The following is a 15,620-nucleotide window of genomic DNA, read 5'->3' on the forward strand; positions in this document are numbered from 1 at the left end:
ATGGACACCACCACCGCTCCCACCGCCCCGCCGGCCACCATCGCCAACCCCGCCCGGACCGTGCTGCGCCGGCTCCCCGCCGGCTCCGTCGCGGCACCGATCCCGCGACCCGCGGCCGGCGCCGTGCCGACCGCAGGGCCGGCAGCCGGCGCCGTGCCGACCCCACGCCCGGTGGCGGACCCGCCGCGGCGCCCGGCCCGGTGGCGCCGGCTGTCCGCCGGACTCGCCGCCGGAGCCCTGCTCGCGGTCGCCCCGCTGGCCACCGCCGCGACCGTCACCGCCGCCGCGCCGGCGCCGAGCCCGGTGCTGGTGTCCGCGGTCGACGGCCCGAGCTCGACCGCCCCGTCGAGCACGGTGCTGACCACCCGACGCACCGGCTCCGTGCTGCTCTGACGGCGGGCAGGGCCGGCGGTGGGACGGGCGCGCGGGCGCGCCGCCGCGCGGGGCGGGACACGCCGCCGGTCAGTCGCCGGCGAGCACGTCGCCCTCCGGCACGCCGGCGCCCGTCCCACCCGCCGGCTCGTCCGCGACCGTCAGCTGCGCCGCCGCCACCACGGCGGCCACCCGCTCCGGCCAGTCGCCACCCACCGCGGACACGGTGGCCAGCCGGGTGTCGTCGGGCCGCCGGTCCAGGTCGACGTGCAGGTACACCGGCCCGAGCCGCTCGGCCAGCCCGCTGCCCCACTCCACGACGACGGCCGCCTGCGCCAGGTCGGTGTCCAGGTCCAGGTCGTCCAGCTCCGCCGCCCCGCCCAGCCGGTAGGCGTCGACGTGCACCAGCACGACGCCGCCGGGCTCCGCCGGCGGGTGCACCCGCGCCAGCACGAACGTCGGCGAGGCCACCGTGCCGCGCACCCGCATCCCCGCCCCGATCCCGCGGGTCAGCGCCGTCTTGCCGGCACCGAGCGCCCCGGACAGCAGCAGCAGGTCACCGGCCCGCAGCACCGCGCCGAGCCGGCGGCCGAGCCGGTCGGTGTCCGCGGCCGTGGCGAGCCACCAGCGGCCCAGCAGCCGCTCCGCACCGGGATCGGCACCGGGACCGGCACCGGGATCAGCACCGGGATCAGCACGGTGATGGTCACGGGGATCGGCACCGGGATCACGGCCGGGGACGGCGGTCATGCCGACACCGGCCGGTGGGTCCGCTCGGCGTAGGTCACGGCCCGCACACACATCCGGCGCAGCGCGGCGTTGACCTCCTCCGGCGCCTCCAGGGTCGCCATGTGCCCGGCCTTGGCGATGATCACCAGCTCGGCGTCGGGCAGCGCGTGCGCGAGGAACTCCGACCGGACGGCGGGCGTCATCCGGTCCGAGTCGCCGCAGACGATGACCGTCGGGATGCCGGCCAGCGCCGGCAGCGAATCGGCTTCGTCCATCATCACCAGCGCGGGTGCGAAGTCGGCGATGACGTCCACCGGCGTCCCGGAGATCATCTCGTCCAGGTAGTCGACGACCGCGGCGGGCACGTCGGTGCGGGCGAAGCCCAGGGTCCGGGTGAGCAGCCAGACCGCGTCGTGGGTGCCGGCCCGGCCACGCTCGATCAGCGAGGTGTAGCGGCCGGCGGTGAGCGACAGCAGGCGCAGCAGCGGGCTCGTCGTCCCGGCGAGCAGGGTGTTGCCCAGGCCCGGGATGCCGAAGCGCTGGGCGGCGGTGGACACCAGCCCCACCCCGACCACCCGGTCGGCGAACAGCTCCGGCTGCCGCCCGGCCAGCGCGATCAGGGCCATGCCGCCCATCGAGTGGCCGACGAGGACCAGCGGTCCCTCGGGCGCCGCCGTGGCGATCACCGCCGCCAGGTCGCCGGCCAGCGCGTCCAGCGTCGAGCGGCCCGGTGCCGCCCGGGACGACCGGCCGTGCGACCGCTGGTCGTAGAACACCATGCGCGGGGTCGGGCCGTCACCGGTGCCGAACCCCGGACCGGCGAGCCCGAGCCGCTGGTAGTGCCACGCCCCGGAGCGCAGGGTCCAGCCGTGCGCGAAGACCATGGTGATCGGCGCGTCCGCCGGCCCGGCCTCCTCGACGTGCAGCGCGACGCCGTCCTCGGCGACCACCGAGTAGGTGCGGTCGGCGACCAGCGCCCCGTAGGCCTGCTGCGGGTCCGCGTCGCCGGCCGCGCTGCCGTGGAGTCGCCGCACCGCACGCCGCTGGGCGGTGATCCCGCCGAGCGCCGCGGCCCCGAGGACGCCGGCGGTGATCGAGGCGGTGCCCAGCACGCGACCCCAGGTGCTCACCAGCGTCCTCCTTGCTCCGTCCGGTGCGCCCCGCGGTCGCTGCCGGACACGTGGCGGCGCGGCACCCGGGGTCCGACCCGGGTGACGATCTCGTAGTCGATCGTGCCGCACGCCACCGCCCACTCCGACGCGGTGGGCTCGCCGCGGTCGCCGGGGCCGAACAGCAGGACCTCGTCGCCCGCGGCCACCGGGTCGTCCCCGCAGTCGACGACGAACTGGTCCATGGCCACCTGGCCGGCGACGGTGCGGCGCCGGCCGGCCAGCCACACCTGGGCCCGGTTCGACGCGGCCCGCGGGATGCCGTCGGCGTAGCCCAGCGGCACCAGGGCCAGGGTGGTCTCCCGCGTGGTCCGGTAGGTCCACCCGTAGGACACGCCGTGGCCGGCCGGGACCCGCTTGACCAGCGCGACGGCGGCCCGCAGCGTCATCGCCGGCCGCAGCGCCACCGGATGCTGCCGCTCGCCGCCGCCCGGCGGCACCGGGTCGAGCCCGTACAGCCCGATGCCGCAGCGCACCAGGGTGCCGACGGTGGCCGGGTGCACGAGCGTCGCGCCGGTGTTGGCCAGGTGCTCCCAGCGCGGGGCCAGCCCGGCGGCGCGCACGGCGCGCCGGGCGCGGTCCCACACCGCGAGCTGGTCGGCGACCGACGGGTCCTCGGGCACCTCGCCGTTGGCCAGGTGGCTCATCAGGCCGACCACCTCGACCCGGCCGGCGAGCCGGGCCGCCGTCACCGCGGCCAGCAGCTCGGGCAACGCGGCCGGCGCGACACCGCCCCGGCCGAGGCCGGTGTCCACCTTGACGTGCACCGGCACCGGCCCGCCACCGGCCGCGGCACCGGCCTGGTCGAGCAGCGCGGCGAGCTGCTGCGTCGACGACACGGTCAGCTGCACCCCGGCGGCCAGCGCCGGCCGCAGGTCCTCGCCCGGGACCCACAGCCAGGCGACCACCGGAGCGGCGATGCCGGCGTCGCGCAGCTGGACCGCCTCGCCCGGCGTGGCCACGCCGAGCACCGCCGCGCCGGCCGCGACGGCCTCCCGGGCGACGGGGGCGGCGCCGTGCCCGTACCCGTCCGCCTTGACCACCGCCATCAGCTCCGCACCGGGGGCGGCGCGCCGCGCGGCCGCCAGCAGGGCCCGGGTGTTGGCCCGCACCGCCCACAGGTCGACGACCGCGACGGCACGCTCGCGCGAGCCGGGCGGCGGGGTCTCCATGACCAGATTCGACCACGAGCCACGGAGGACGGTCGCCGGCCGCGCCGCCGCCCGGGTCCTACCCGAGGTCCCGGAGGGTGAGTGCGGCACCGACGACCGAGGCGCCGATCAGCACGACCAGGGTGACGACGTAGATCCACGCCGGCCAGTGGGTCGTCATCACCAGCACCGTCTCGGCGATCAGGCACGCCACCACCAGCAGCCCGCCGGCCAGCACGGTGCGCTTGCGGGCGCGTTCGAACGCGGCCTCGTCGTGCGGCTCGGGCATGGGCGCACGGTCACCGCACGGGGACGGACGGAAACGTCGCGGGACGGTCGGCGCCGCTCCGGCCGCATCCGCGGGATCAGCGCTGCACCGGCACCCGGAGCAGGTCCCACAGCTGGTGGGCACCGGCGGCGCGCAGCGCGGCCGCCCGCTCCCCCGCGCGGCCGTGCAGGTGCGCGCCCGCCGCGGCGGCGGTGGCCGGCGATAGGCCGGCCGCCAGCAGCGAACCGATCACACCGGACAGGACGTCGCCGGACCCCGCGGTGGCCAGCCACCCCGACCCGGTGGTGTTGACGGTGACCGTCCCGCCCGGCTCGGCGACCAGCGTCCGGTGTCCCTTGAGCAGCACCGTCACGCCGGCCAGGGCGGCCGCCCGGCGGACCGCCCCGAGCCGGTCGGCCAGGTCCAGGTCGGGGAAGATCCGCGCGAACTCCCGCTCGTGCGGGGTTAGCACGGTGGGCCGGTCCCGCCGGGCGGCCAGCAGCTCCGGGTGGCGGGCGAGCAGGGTCAGGCCGTCCGCGTCGACGAGCACGGGCGCGTCGGCGTCCACCACCGTGCGGAGCCGGTCCAGCGCGGCCTCGTCGGTCCCCATCCCGGGACCGGCCACCCAGGCCTGCACCTGGCCGGCCCGGGACGGGTCGTCCCCGGCCACCACCTCGGGCCAGCGCGCGACGACCGCCGCGGCCTGGGGCCCGGCGTAGCGGACCATGCCGGGCCGCACCCGGACGGCGCCGCCGACGCACAGCAGCGCAGCGCCCGGGTACTGCGCCGAGCCGGCGACGATGCCCGGCACCCCGCCGGTGTACTTGTCCGAACCCGTCCGCGGGTCCGGCAGCAGGGCCTCGACGTCCAGGTCGGTGAGCACCTCCACCCGCGCGTCCGCGGGCTTGGGCGCGAACCCGACGTCGGCCACCAGCACTGTCCCGGCCACGTCGTCGGCCAGCAGCAAGCCGGGCTTGAGACCGCCGACGGTGACGGTGACGTCGGCGGTGAACACCGGACCGGCGTGCGTCCCGGTGTCGGGGTCCAGCCCGCTGGGCACGTCGACCGCGACCCGCAGCGCCGCCGCCGGCACCAGGTCCACCCACCGGGCGGCGTCCGGCCGCAGCGGTCCGCGGGCGCCGATCCCGACGATCCCGTCGACGACGACGTCCGCCCGTTCCAGCACCCCGGCGACGGCGCCGCCGCCCGCGCCGTCGACGGCGAGCACCCGGCCACGGCGCGCCCGGAACGCGGCCAGCCCGCCGGCGTGCGCCCGGCCCGGGTCGAGCAGCACCGCGGTGACGGCCATCCCGCGCCGGCGCAGCAGCGCGCCGGCGTGCAGCGCGTCGCCGCCGTTGTTACCGGCGCCGACGAGCAGCACCGCTTCCGCACCGGTGACCGGGTCCAGGCGGTCGCACACCGCCCAGGCGACGTGCCCGGCGGCACGCCGCATCAGCTCCTGGTCACCGGTCCTGGCCAGCGCCGCGGACTCGGCGGCGCGGATCTGCTCGACGGTCCAGGCGTGCAGCACGGGCGACCTCCGGTTCACGGGGCCGGCGGCCCCCGCGGCATTGTGCCCGCGGGGTGGCGTCCCGATGCGCGGCGGCCGGCGGGCGGCGGCCTCCCGGTGCGAGCGGGCTCGCCTACCGCCCGTCGCCGCCGGCGGTCCCGACGCCCGGCGCGACCCGCGGCAGCTTGACCGGTGAGCGGATCATGTCGACCCGCCGGACCAGCCCGCCGGAGACCGTCAGCGACAGCACCGTGGTCAGCGTCCGGTCGGCGAACAGCGCCAGCCCGAGGGCGCCGTTGACCGACACCAGCTCGGCCTGCTGCCCCTGGCCGAAGCGGTGCTGGGTGCCGAGCAGGAAGCGCGCCACCTTGTCGCGGCCGCGCACCGGCCGGCGGGCGGCGCTGACGTGCCCGCCGCCGTCGCTGGTCAGCACCACGTCCGGGTCCAGCGCACGCATCAGCGCCGCCAGGTCTCCGCCGGCGGCGGCCTCGAGGAACCGGGTCACCGCCGCCGTGTGCTCGGCCCGGTCGACGCCCACCCGCGGAGCGCCGGCGGCGACGTGCCCGCGGGCCCGCGCGGCCAGCTGCCGGACCGCGGCGGGCGTCCGGCCGACGGCGGCGGCGACGTCGGTGAACGGCAGGCCGAACAGGTCGTGCAGCACCCAGGCGGTGCGCTCGGCCGGCGTCAGGGTCTCCAGGACGACGAGCAGGGCGTACCCCACCTCGTCGTCCAGGGTGACCCGGTCGGCCGGGTCCGCACCGGCGTCGGCTCCCCCGGCCGGCGGCCAGCTGCCCAGCACCGGCTCGGGCAGCCACGGACCGGTGTAGACCTCGCGGCGGACCCGGGCCGACCGGAGCGCGTCCAGGGCGGCCCGGGCGACGGCCACGGTGGCCCAGGCCTCGACGTCCAGCACGGGGTCGCGACGGTCGGCCGCCACCAGGCGCAGCCAGACGTCGGACACCACGTCCTCGGCCTCGGCCCGGCTGCCCAGGATCGCGTACGCCACCCGGACCAGGTGGTCGCGGGAGGACTCGTAGTCGGCCGCGAGCGCGGCCGACCGGTGGGCCGGATCCGCGGCCGGGTGACCGCTCACCCGGCCCGGCCCTCGGTCGACGGCGCGACGCCGGGCACGCCGGCGGCAACGCGGGCGTCGCTGCACAACCAGTCGTCGAAGGTCTGCGTGCCCAGGGTGGCGCCGCCCGTCGGCAGCAGCCCGGTGCCGGCCATCTCGCGGCCGACCGCGCCGGGGAAGCGCAGCCGCAGCACCGGCCGGCGGTCCCGGCGCAGGTGCGCCAGCCGGCGGATCATCGCGTCCATCCACTCGGGCTGCGGGCCGGCCAGGTCCGGGGCGTGGCCGACCGGCGCGGCGGCGGCCAGCTCGACCAGCCGGCGGGCCACTTCCCGGGCGGCCACCGGCTGGCTGTGCATCCGCGGCGCCAACACCAGCGGCCCGCGCCGGGCCAGCATCTGCGCGGCGAACTCGTGGAACTGGGTGGCCCGCAGCACGGTGGCCGGCACCGGGCCGGACAGCGCCGCCGCCTCCTGCGCCTGCTTGCCGTGGTAGTAGCCGGACGGCACCCGGTCGATGCCGACGATCGACAGGCTGACCAGGTGCCCGACGTCCGCCCGGGCGCCCGCGGCGGACAGCCGGTCGGTGACCGTGCGGAAGAAGGTCTCGGCGGACCGGCGCCGCAGCGTGGCGATGTTGCTGACGTCGACGACAGCGTCCGCACCGGCCAGCGCGGCGTCGAGTCCGGACCCGGTGACCAGGTCGACGCCGGTCGACCGGGCGACCACCACCGGCGTGTGCCCGGCCGCCCGCGCCTCGTCGACGACGAGCCGCCCCACCCAGCCGGTGCCACCGGCGATCGCGATCCTCATTCCGACACCTCCGGGTGCTGCGCGCCGGCGGTGCCGGCGGCGGGTCGGGTACCAGGGTGGACCGGCCGGTCCGGGCCGGCGAGCGGGGTCTGTACGTGGGTCATACGGACAGGACGGTGCAGGGCACCCGCGGTGTGACATCGCCGCCGGGCGCGCCCGCCCACGCGGGTCAGCCGGCCGCCGGCCCGAGGCCCAGCACGACGGCCGCGGCGATCCCGGCGTCGTGGGACAGCGAGATCCGCCAGTCGGCCACGCCCGCGGCGTCGGCGGCCGCCCGGACCGTCCCGCGGGTCGCCAGCACCGGCCGTCCCGAGGCCTGCGAGACCACCGAGCAGTCGTGCCAGTCCATGCCGCGCGGCACCCCGAGCGCCTTGGCCACCGCCTCCTTGACCGCGAACCGGGCGGCCAGCGACGCGGACCCGCGCGGCGCTCCGGACGGCGTGACGAGCTCGTCGGGCCGGAACAGCCGCGCCGCCAGCGACGGGGTGCGGCGCAGCGACTCGGCGAACCGCTCGACGGCCACCACGTCGATGCCCACGCCCACCACCGCGGCGCCGGCCGGGACGTCCGGCACGGTCACCGGTCCCCCGCCCGCGGCGCGGGGATCACCGGCGACTCACTCGACCGTGACGGACTTGGCCAGGTTCCGCGGCTTGTCGATGTCGTACCCGCGGGACCGCGCGATCTCGGCCGCCAGCACCTGCAGCGGGACGGTGGCCACCAGCGGCTGCAGCAGCGACGGCACGCGGGGCAGGCTGACCAGCACGTCGGCGAACGGGGCCACGGTGTCGTCGCCCTCCTCGCTGATCACGATCGTGCGGGCGCCGCGGGCCTGGATCTCGCGGATGTTGGACAGCAGCTTGGCGTGCAGCAGCGGCATGGACTTGGGCGACGGCGTCACCACGACGACCGGCAGCCCCTCCTCGATCAGAGCGATCGGGCCGTGCTTGAGCTCGCCGGCGGCGAAGCCCTCGGCGTGCATGTACGCCAGTTCCTTGAGCTTGAGCGCGCCCTCCAGCGCCACCGGGTACCCCACGTGCCGGCCCAGGAACAGCACCGCCCTGGACCCGCCGATCTCCCGGCCGAGCTCGCGGACCGGATCCATGAGCTCCAGGGTCTGCTCGACCGCGGCCGGCATCTCCTGCAGCGTGGCGAACTCGCGGGCCACCTCGTCGGGGTACTTGGTGCCGCGGGCCTGGGCGAGCGCCAGCCCGACGAGGTAGTTCGCGGTCACCTGGGCCAGGAACGCCTTGGTGGACGCCACCCCGACCTCGGGTCCGGCGTGCGTATAGAGCACGCCGTCGGACTCGCGCGGGATCTGCGACCCGTTGGTGTTGCACACCGCCAGCACCCGGGCGCGCTGGCGGCGGGCGTGCCGGACGGCCTCCAGGGTGTCGGCGGTCTCGCCGGACTGGCTCACCGCGACGACCAGGGTGTCCCGGTCCAGCACCGGGTCCCGGTAGCGGAACTCGCTGGCCAGCTCGACCTCGACCGGCAGCCGCGTCCAGTGCTCGATGGCGTACTTGGCGACCAGCCCGGAGTGGAACGCGCTGCCGCAGGCGACGACGAACACCTTGTCGACGGTGCGCAGCTCGTCCTCGCCCAGGCGCTGCTCGTCGAGCACGATGCGCAGGCCGTCGAAGTGGCCCTGCAGGGTCTGCCGGACCGCGGCGGGCTGCTCGGCGATCTCCTTGTCCATGAACGTCGGGTAGCCGCCCTTCTCGGCGGCGGCCAGGTCCCAGTCGACGGTGAACGCCCGGTAGTCCGGCTCGCCGCCGCTGAACGACTCGACCCGGTAGCCCTCGGCGGTCAGCGTGACCAGCTGGTCCTGGCCGAGCTCCACGGCGTCCCGGGTGTGCGCGATGAACGCGGCGACGTCGCTGGCGACGAACATCTCGCCGTTGCCGACACCGACCACCAGCGGCGAGTTGCGGCGGGCGGCGACGAGCACGCCCGGCGCGTCGGCGTGCACGGCGACCAGGGTGAAGGTCCCCTCCAGCCGTCGGCACACCGCGGCCAGCGACGCCGGGAGGTCCCCGGCCGTCGGGCCGGTCGCGAAGGTGGCGCCCAGCAGGTGAGCGACGACCTCGGTGTCGGTGTCGCTGGACAGCTCGACACCGTCCCGCTCGAGCTCGGCGCGCAGCGGCGCGAAGTTCTCGATGATGCCGTTGTGGATGACCGCGGCGCGGCCGGCGGTGTCGGTGTGCGGGTGGGCGTTGCGGTCCGTGGGGCCGCCGTGCGTCGCCCACCGGGTGTGCCCCATGCCGGTGTGACCGTCCAGCGGGACCAGCCCGGCGTCCACCTCGGCGACGAGGTTGCGCAGCTGGCCGGCCTTGCGGGCGGTGTGCAGCTCGGACCGGTCGTCGACGACGGCGACGCCGGCCGAGTCGTAGCCCCGGTACTCGAGCCGCTCCAGCCCGCCGAGCAGCAGGGGGAGCGCCTGACGGGGGCCGGTGTAGCCGACGATGCCGCACATAGCGGCCAAGGCTATCGGCGCGCGGGGTGACGCCGGGGTGTACCGATGCCGGGACACCCGTCCGCGCGTCGCGGCCACGGGCGGTGACCGGGACAGGCGTCCCGTGGCCGGCGCCGCGCGGCCGGGCGCGTCCCCCGTCGTCCGGGGACGGTGCGACCGGGGGAGGATGCCGCGGTGGTGCACTCCGTGGAGCTCCTGCTCGATCCGGCCCTCGACGCGGCGGTGCGCGAGCAGTGGGCCGCGCTGGAGGGCGCCGGGGTCCGCAACGCCGGCCGGCACACCGGGCCGAGCAACCGCCCGCACGTGACGCTGGCCGTGGCGGCACGGGTGCCGGCGGACCGCGAGGAGGTCATCGCGGCGGCCGCGGCCGGTGTCCCCCGTGCGACGGCGGCGACCGCGGCCGGGGTCGGAGCCGAGCCGGGCCTCGACCTCCCGCTGCTGCTCGGCGGCCTGGTGCTCTTCGGCCACCGGGACGAGTTCGTGCTGGCCCGGCTGGTCGTGCCCTCGGCCGAGCTGCTCGAGCTGCAGCGCCGGGTCGTCGCCGCGGTCGGCGACGACGGGCTCGGTCACGTCCGCCCCGGCGAGTGGACGCCGCACGTGACGCTCGGCCGCCGGCTGCGGCCGCCGGACGTCGCGGCCGCGCTGGCGGTGCCGGGACTGGCCGCCGAGCGCCGCGGCACCGGGGTCGCCGTGCGGCGGTGGGACTCGGAGGCCCGCCGGGACTGGGTGATCGCGTGACCGGCCCCGGCGGGTCCCGCCGGGTCAGCTCGGCACCGGCCGCCCGCCGCGGCTGAGCACCGCCTCGGGGGACACCGCGGGGCGCTCGGCCTCCGCCGGGGTGACGTAGCCGGTGCGGTCCTCCGGCGCGGACGCCGCGACCGCCCGCACGTCGGCCCACTCGCGGAGCGCGGTGATCTGCTCGGCCTGGGTGACGGACAGCGGGACGGTGTTCCGGACGGCGTGGAACAGGTCGTCGGCGGTGAGCGCCCGGCGGCCGTCGAAGGCGTCGAAGCAGGCCGCGACCACGGCCTGCTCGATCTCGGCGCCGGAGAAGCCCTCGGTGGCGTCGGCGAGGCCGCCCAGCAGCCCGTCGTCGACGGCGAGCCGCCCGAGCGCCGGTCCGGCCTGCAGCCGGGCCGCCAGGTGGACGGCGAAGATCTGCCGGCGCTCGCTGTCGGTCGGCAGGTCGACGAAGAAGATCTCGTCGAACCGGCCCTTGCGGAGGAACTCCGGCGGCAGCAGGCCGATCTGGTTGGCGGTCGCCATGACGAAGACCGGCGCCGTCTTCTCCTGCAGCCAGGTCAGGAAGGCCCCGAACACCCGGGCGGACGTGCCCGAGTCGCCGCCCCCGGACGCGCCGGACGCGAAGCCCTTCTCGATCTCGTCGATCCACAGCACGCACGGGGCCACGGCCTCGACGGTGCGCATGGCGGTACGCATGTTCTGCTCGCTCTGCCCGACCAGGCCGCCGAACACCCGGCCGATGTCCAGCCGGACGAGCGGCAGCGACCACGCCGAGGCCATCGCCTTCGCGGTGAGCGACTTGCCGCAACCCGGGACGCCGGTGACGAGCACGCCCTTGGGTGCCGGGAGGCCGTAGTCCCTGGCCTCGTCCAACCACGAGCCGCTGCGCTTGACCAGCCAGGTCTTGAGGTTGCCCAGGCCGCCGATGTCGTCGAGCCGGACCGTGCCGGAGACCATCTCGAGCACCCCGGACTTGCGGATCGTCTGGGCCTTCTCGGCGGTGACCACGGTGACGTCGGCGGCGGTGAGCCGGCCGTCGTCGACCATCGCCCGGGCGAAGGCGTTCTCCGCTTCGAACAGGGTCAGGCCGCGCGCCGCCTTGGTCAGCCGCTCCCGGGCGTCGTCGGACTCGTCGACCGTCAGGGCGCCGTTGCGGGTGTTCCGCTCGATCATCCGGTCCAGCAGCGCCCGCAGCTCGGCCTCGTCGGGCAGCGCGAAGTCGACGACGGTGACCAGCGCCTCGAGCTCCGGCGGGATGTGCGGCGTGACCGAGACCAGGATCAGCGTGCGCGGCACCGACCCGTCGCGGTACAGCCGGACGGTGTCCTTGAGGGCCCGCACCACCTGGGTGTCCGCGGGCGCCTGCCCGGCGCCCAGCCACGGGTGCAGGTCCAGCAGGACGACCGCGCTGGGCACTGTCAGCGCCGTCGCGGCGGCCAGCGCCGCCAGCGGCGTCCGGGTCTCCGGGGACCCCGGCTGACCCAGCGCCGCGAAGCCGTCCGACGTGGACCACAGGTACACCTGCCGCGGCGGGACGACCTGCGACCGGTCCCCCAGCACCCCGGCGATCACGGCCAGCACCCGGGACTCCTCGGCCGTCTGGACGGACAGCAACGGGAAGCGGGCCCGGACCAGCCGGCGCAGGGTTGCGGTGAAGTCGCTGCTGCTCATGACCCTTCCCGGGTGTCGGGCCGGCCGGCGGTCTCCGGCCGTCCGGGGAGCGGTACCCCGGCGCTACTCTACGAACGCCCGACACGGCCCGGTCGCGGGTGTGCGCCGCAGCCGGTGGCGGGCACGCGCGACGCACCCGCGGCCGTGCCCCGCCGAGGAGAGGACCGTGGTGGCCGGATCGAAGGCGCCGAGCATCGACCGGCCCACGCTGGACTACTTCGAGTTCCGGGGTCCGCACCGGGTCGCCGGCGGGCGGCTGGAGACGGCCGGCATGCCGGGGCTGGTGTTCGCCCCGGCCAGCGGCCGGGACCTGCCGGTGGTGGCGCTGGCGCACGGCTGGCTGCAGCCGGTGCACCGCTATGCCGACACGCTGCGGTTCCTGGCGTCGTGGGGCATCGTCGCGGTAGCGCCGGACACCCAGCGGGGACCCGTGCCGGCGCCGGCCGAGCTGGCGCAGGACCTGCGGACCGCGGTGGACCTGGTGGCGTCGGCGCGGCTGGCCGGCGGCCGGCTGCGGGTGGACGCCGCGCGCTACGGCGTGCTGGGCCACTCCATGGGCGGCGGCGCCGCGGTGCTGGCCGCCGCCTCGGACTTCGACGTGGCGGCCGTGATGACGGTGACCGCGTCGGCCGGGCAGCCGTCCGCGGTGAGCGCGGCGGCCCGGGTCCGGGTGCCGGGGCTGCACGTGGTGGGTGGCGACGACGAGATGGCCGAGGGCGACGGCGCGTCCATCGCGGCCGCCTGGGCCGGACCGTGCCAACTGCGCACCGTCAAGGGTGCCGGCCACCTGTCGCTGGCCGAGGGCAAGCACTGGACGTCGACCTTCAGCGGCTCGTCCCCGCAGACCAAGCTGCAGCGGGCCGTCCGGTCACTGGCCGCGGCGTTCTTCCTGCGGCACCTGCGCGCCCAGGACCAGCTCGACGACGACCTGAAGGGCAAGATCAAGCGCACCGCGCTCGAGGACCTGGCGCAGGTTCGCCACGAACTCGACCGGGGCAAGGGCCCGTCGGCCGCCGTGGAGCTGCGCAAGCAGGCCTGATCCGGGACGGAGCCGCACCGGCAGACCGGAGCCGGCAGCGGACCGCGCCCACGGCCCTGACCCGGACGGTCCGTGCAGGTCGACCGGACCCGGAGCGGTGCCGCCCGCTCCGACCCGACGGGTGTCAGGCCGGCGACGTCCCGGCGACCACCCGGGCCACCCGGTCCGCGACCTCCTGCGCCTGGTCCGCCGTCGGCGCCTCCACCATGACGCGGACCACCGGCTCCGTGCCCGACGGCCGCAGCAGCACCCGGCCCGCACCGTCCAGCTCGGCGACGGCGGCCCTGACCGCGTCCTGCACCGCCGGGCTGTCGGCCACGGACTTGTCGGCGGTCCGGACGTTGACCAGCACCTGGGGGAAGCGCTGCACCACGCCGGCCAGCTCGGCCAGGGACCGGCCCGTCTCCGCCATGCGGGACATGACCTGCAGCGCGGTGAGCACGCCGTCACCGGTCGTCGCATGGTCGGCGAGGACGACGTGCCCGGATTGCTCGCCGCCGAGGGTGTAGCCGCCGGCGCGCATCTGCTCCAGGACGTACCGGTCGCCGACCGCGGTGGTCACCACGGCGATGCCGGCGGCCTCCATCGCCTTGTGGAATCCGAGGTTGGCCATGACGGTCCCGACCACCGTCCCGCCGGCCAACCGGCCGGCTCCGTGCAGCGCGCCGGCGAGGATGGCCAGGATGGCGTCGCCGTCGACGGTGGACCCGTCCGCCGCGACCGCCAGGCACCGGTCGGCGTCGCCGTCGTGGGCGATCCCCAGGTCGGCGCCGTGCTCGACGACCGCGGCCCGCACGTGGTCCAGGTGCGTCGACCCGACGCCGTCGTTGATGTTCAGCCCGTCCGGCTCGCCGGCCACCACGTGCACGGTGGCGCCGGCGCGGCGGTAGGCCAGCGGGGCCACGTCGGAGGCCGCACCGTTGGCACAGTCGACGACGACCGTCAGGCCGGTCAACGGGTGCGGGGTCGCGGCCACCAGGTGGTCGACGTAGCGGGCCACCTCGTGGTGGGCCGGGCGCAGCCGGCCGACGGCAGCCCCGGTCGGCCGGGCCGCGGTGTCCGTCGGCAGGGCCATGTCGGCCTCGATCGCGTCCTCGACGGCGTCCTCGAGCTTGTGGCCGCCGCGGGCGAAGATCTTGATGCCGTTGTCCGGCATCGGGTTGTGCGACGCCGAGATCACCACACCCAGGTCGGCACCGAGCTCGCCGGTCAGATAGGCGATGCCGGGCGTCGGGACGACGCCGAGCTGCAGGACGTCCACGCCGGCCGAGGCCAGACCGGCGGACACCGCGGCCTCCAGCATCTCGCCGCTGGCCCGCGGGTCACGCCCGACGACGGCGACCGGACGGCCCGGGCCGCGGTGCGACGGGCGCAGGACGCGCGCCGCCGACGCCGCGAGCCGCAGGGCCAGGTCCGGTCCCAGTTCGGCGTTCGCCAGCCCTCGGACGCCGTCGGTGCCGAAGAGCCGTGGCACGCCGGGTCAGCGCTTGGAGTACTGGGGCGCCTTGCGGGCCTTCTTCAGGCCGTACTTCTTGCGCTCCTTGGCCCGGGCGTCGCGGGTCAGGAACCCGGCCTTCTTCATGGCCGGCCGGTCGGTCTCGTCGAGCTCGACGAGCGCCCGGGCGATGCCGAGCCGCAGCGCGCCGGCCTGGCCGGTCACGCCGCCGCCGGACAGGCTGGCGAAGACGTCGTACATCCCGTCCTTCTCCAGGGTCACCAGCGGCTCCTTGACCAGCTGCTGGTGGACCTTGTTCGGGAAGTAGCCGTCCAGCGTCCGCCCGTTGAGGGTGAACGTGCCGGTGCCGCGGACCAGGCGCACCCGGACCACGGCCTCCTTGCGGCGGCCGACGGTCTGCACCGGACGCTCGCCGGCGCGGACGACCGACGGCACCACGACCGGCACCTCGACCTCGACGCCGTCGGGGATGTCCAGCACGTCGACCAGGTCCTCGACACCGCCGTCGGTGTCGGGACCGACCTGGTCGGCGTCCTGCTCCGGCAGGTCGTACTCGGCGTTCTCGCTCACGTACTCGCTCTTCTCACTGATGGTGGTGGTGACGACGGTGGGGTCCGGCGGACCGTCCGGGCCGCCCCGGGCGGGGCGGCCGGCGGTCACTGGGCGATCTGGTGCAGCTCGAACGGCTGCGGCTGCTGCGCGGCGTGCGGGTGCTCGGGACCGCTGTAGACCTTGAGCTTGCGGCCCATGGCCCGGCCCACCGAGTTGTGCGGCAGCATGCCCAGCACGGCCTTCTCGATGAGCTTGTCGGGGCGGGTGTCCAGCAGCTGCCCGGCGGTCTGCGCCCGGAGGCCGCCCGGGTAGCCCGAGTGCCGGTACAGGATCTTGGTGTCCCGCTTGTTGCCGGTCAGCGCGACCTTGTCCGCGTTGACGATGACGACGAAGTCGCCGGTGTCCATGTGCGGGGCGTAGATCGGCTTGTGCTTGCCGCGCAGGAGCTGCGCGGCGTGGCTCGCCAGCCGCCCGAGCACGACGTCCGTCGCGTCGATCACGTGCCAGGCGCGGGTGATGTCGCCGGGCTTGGGGCTGTACGTGCGCACGGTTCTGCCTCTTCGTCTGTTGCCGGTCGGGGTGCGTCCCGAGCCAGCCCGGGC

General features: G+C 76.6%; 16 protein-coding genes. 3 read left to right on the forward strand and 13 right to left on the reverse strand.

The genetic code is table 11. The annotated features are described in order from the left end of the window. On the forward strand, window positions 1–393 hold the full coding sequence (locus IEY37_RS11790) for a hypothetical protein (protein ID WP_188941750.1): 393 nt from the start codon (window positions 1–3) through the stop codon (window positions 391–393). 69 nt (window positions 394–462) lie between these two features. On the opposite strand, the gene tsaE is transcribed toward IEY37_RS11790, so the two are convergent. From tsaE to glmS, 9 genes are all read right to left on the reverse strand, one after another. Continuing rightward, a complete protein-coding gene (gene tsaE, locus IEY37_RS11795) occupies window positions 463–1,122 on the reverse strand; it encodes a tRNA (adenosine(37)-N6)-threonylcarbamoyltransferase complex ATPase subunit type 1 TsaE (RefSeq protein WP_188941751.1) in 660 nt (219 codons plus the stop codon). After that, window positions 1,119–2,231, reverse strand: coding sequence for an alpha/beta fold hydrolase (locus tag IEY37_RS11800; RefSeq protein WP_188941752.1), 1,113 nt, complete (start codon window positions 2,229–2,231; stop codon window positions 1,119–1,121). The genes tsaE and IEY37_RS11800 overlap by 4 nt, the downstream gene beginning before the upstream one ends. Next, entirely contained in the window at window positions 2,228–3,442 is a 1,215-nt protein-coding gene (gene alr / locus IEY37_RS11805) for an alanine racemase (RefSeq protein ID WP_188941753.1), read from the reverse strand. Before alr ends, IEY37_RS11800 begins: the two co-directional genes overlap by 4 nt. Window positions 3,443–3,500: 58 nt before the next feature. Further along, a complete protein-coding gene (locus IEY37_RS11810; RefSeq protein ID WP_188941754.1) occupies window positions 3,501–3,710 on the reverse strand; it encodes a hypothetical protein in 210 nt (69 codons plus the stop codon). A 76-nt stretch (window positions 3,711–3,786) separates the two neighbouring features. Further along, the gene (locus IEY37_RS11815; protein ID WP_188941755.1) at window positions 3,787–5,220 is read right to left on the reverse strand and encodes an NAD(P)H-hydrate dehydratase; all 1,434 of its coding nucleotides are present in this window, start codon (window positions 5,218–5,220) and stop codon (window positions 3,787–3,789) included. A gap of 112 nt (window positions 5,221–5,332) precedes the next feature. Beyond that, on the reverse strand, window positions 5,333–6,292 hold the full coding sequence (gene sigJ, locus IEY37_RS11820) for an RNA polymerase sigma factor SigJ (protein ID WP_188941756.1): 960 nt from the start codon (window positions 6,290–6,292) through the stop codon (window positions 5,333–5,335). Then, window positions 6,289–7,080 carry an SDR family oxidoreductase gene (locus tag IEY37_RS11825; RefSeq protein ID WP_229674330.1) on the reverse strand — a complete coding sequence of 264 codons (792 nt, stop codon included), beginning with the start codon at window positions 7,078–7,080 and terminating at the stop codon, window positions 6,289–6,291. Before IEY37_RS11825 ends, sigJ begins: the two co-directional genes overlap by 4 nt. 169 nt (window positions 7,081–7,249) lie before the next feature. Further along, a complete protein-coding gene (locus tag IEY37_RS11830) occupies window positions 7,250–7,660 on the reverse strand; it encodes a holo-ACP synthase (RefSeq protein ID WP_229674331.1) in 411 nt (136 codons plus the stop codon). A 36-nt stretch (window positions 7,661–7,696) separates the two neighbouring features. Then, a complete protein-coding gene (glmS, locus tag IEY37_RS11835) occupies window positions 7,697–9,556 on the reverse strand; it encodes a glutamine--fructose-6-phosphate transaminase (isomerizing) (protein ID WP_188941757.1) in 1,860 nt (619 codons plus the stop codon). Between the two features lie 174 nt (window positions 9,557–9,730). Between glmS and IEY37_RS11840 the strand changes: the two genes are divergently transcribed. Then, entirely contained in the window at window positions 9,731–10,294 is a 564-nt protein-coding gene (locus tag IEY37_RS11840) for a 2'-5' RNA ligase family protein (RefSeq protein ID WP_188941758.1), read from the forward strand. 24 nt (window positions 10,295–10,318) lie between these two features. On the opposite strand, the gene IEY37_RS11845 is transcribed toward IEY37_RS11840, so the two are convergent. After that, complete coding sequence (locus tag IEY37_RS11845) at window positions 10,319–11,971, reverse strand: Ycf46 family AAA ATPase (RefSeq protein WP_188941759.1); 1,653 nt, start codon at window positions 11,969–11,971, stop codon at window positions 10,319–10,321. A 166-nt stretch (window positions 11,972–12,137) separates the two neighbouring features. Between IEY37_RS11845 and IEY37_RS11850 the strand changes: the two genes are divergently transcribed. Beyond that, complete coding sequence (locus IEY37_RS11850) at window positions 12,138–13,010, forward strand: dienelactone hydrolase family protein (protein ID WP_188941760.1); 873 nt, start codon at window positions 12,138–12,140, stop codon at window positions 13,008–13,010. 124 nt (window positions 13,011–13,134) lie between these two features. Here the strand turns inward: IEY37_RS11850 and glmM are convergent, their stop codons facing one another. From glmM to rplM, 3 genes are all read right to left on the reverse strand, one after another. Then, entirely contained in the window at window positions 13,135–14,484 is a 1,350-nt protein-coding gene (glmM, locus tag IEY37_RS11855; RefSeq protein WP_188941761.1) for a phosphoglucosamine mutase, read from the reverse strand. A gap of 6 nt (window positions 14,485–14,490) precedes the next feature. Then, window positions 14,491–14,937 carry a 30S ribosomal protein S9 gene (rpsI, locus tag IEY37_RS11860; RefSeq protein WP_373298330.1) on the reverse strand — a complete coding sequence of 149 codons (447 nt, stop codon included), beginning with the start codon at window positions 14,935–14,937 and terminating at the stop codon, window positions 14,491–14,493. A gap of 185 nt (window positions 14,938–15,122) precedes the next feature. Next, window positions 15,123–15,566, reverse strand: coding sequence for a 50S ribosomal protein L13 (rplM, locus tag IEY37_RS11865; protein ID WP_188941762.1), 444 nt, complete (start codon window positions 15,564–15,566; stop codon window positions 15,123–15,125). Window positions 15,567–15,620 lie beyond the last annotated feature (54 nt).

The organism is Nakamurella endophytica (assembly GCF_014646215.1).
Lineage (GTDB): Bacteria > Actinomycetota > Actinomycetes > Mycobacteriales > Nakamurellaceae > Nakamurella > Nakamurella endophytica.

Excerpts from the sequence above, each read along its gene's own strand:
- IEY37_RS11790 (WP_188941750.1), top strand. The coding sequence starts at position 1 with ATGGACACCACCACCGCTCCCACCGCCCCGCCGGCCACCATCGCCAAC.
- tsaE (WP_188941751.1), bottom strand. The coding sequence starts at position 1,122 with ATGACCGCCGTCCCCGGCCGTGATCCCGGTGCCGATCCCCGTGACCAT.
- alr (WP_188941753.1), bottom strand. The coding sequence starts at position 3,442 with ATGGAGACCCCGCCGCCCGGCTCGCGCGAGCGTGCCGTCGCGGTCGTC.
- IEY37_RS11810 (WP_188941754.1), bottom strand. The coding sequence starts at position 3,710 with ATGCCCGAGCCGCACGACGAGGCCGCGTTCGAACGCGCCCGCAAGCGC.
- IEY37_RS11825 (WP_229674330.1), bottom strand. The coding sequence starts at position 7,080 with ATGAGGATCGCGATCGCCGGTGGCACCGGCTGGGTGGGGCGGCTCGTC.
- glmS (WP_188941757.1), bottom strand. The coding sequence starts at position 9,556 with ATGTGCGGCATCGTCGGCTACACCGGCCCCCGTCAGGCGCTCCCCCTG.
- IEY37_RS11845 (WP_188941759.1), bottom strand. The coding sequence starts at position 11,971 with ATGAGCAGCAGCGACTTCACCGCAACCCTGCGCCGGCTGGTCCGGGCC.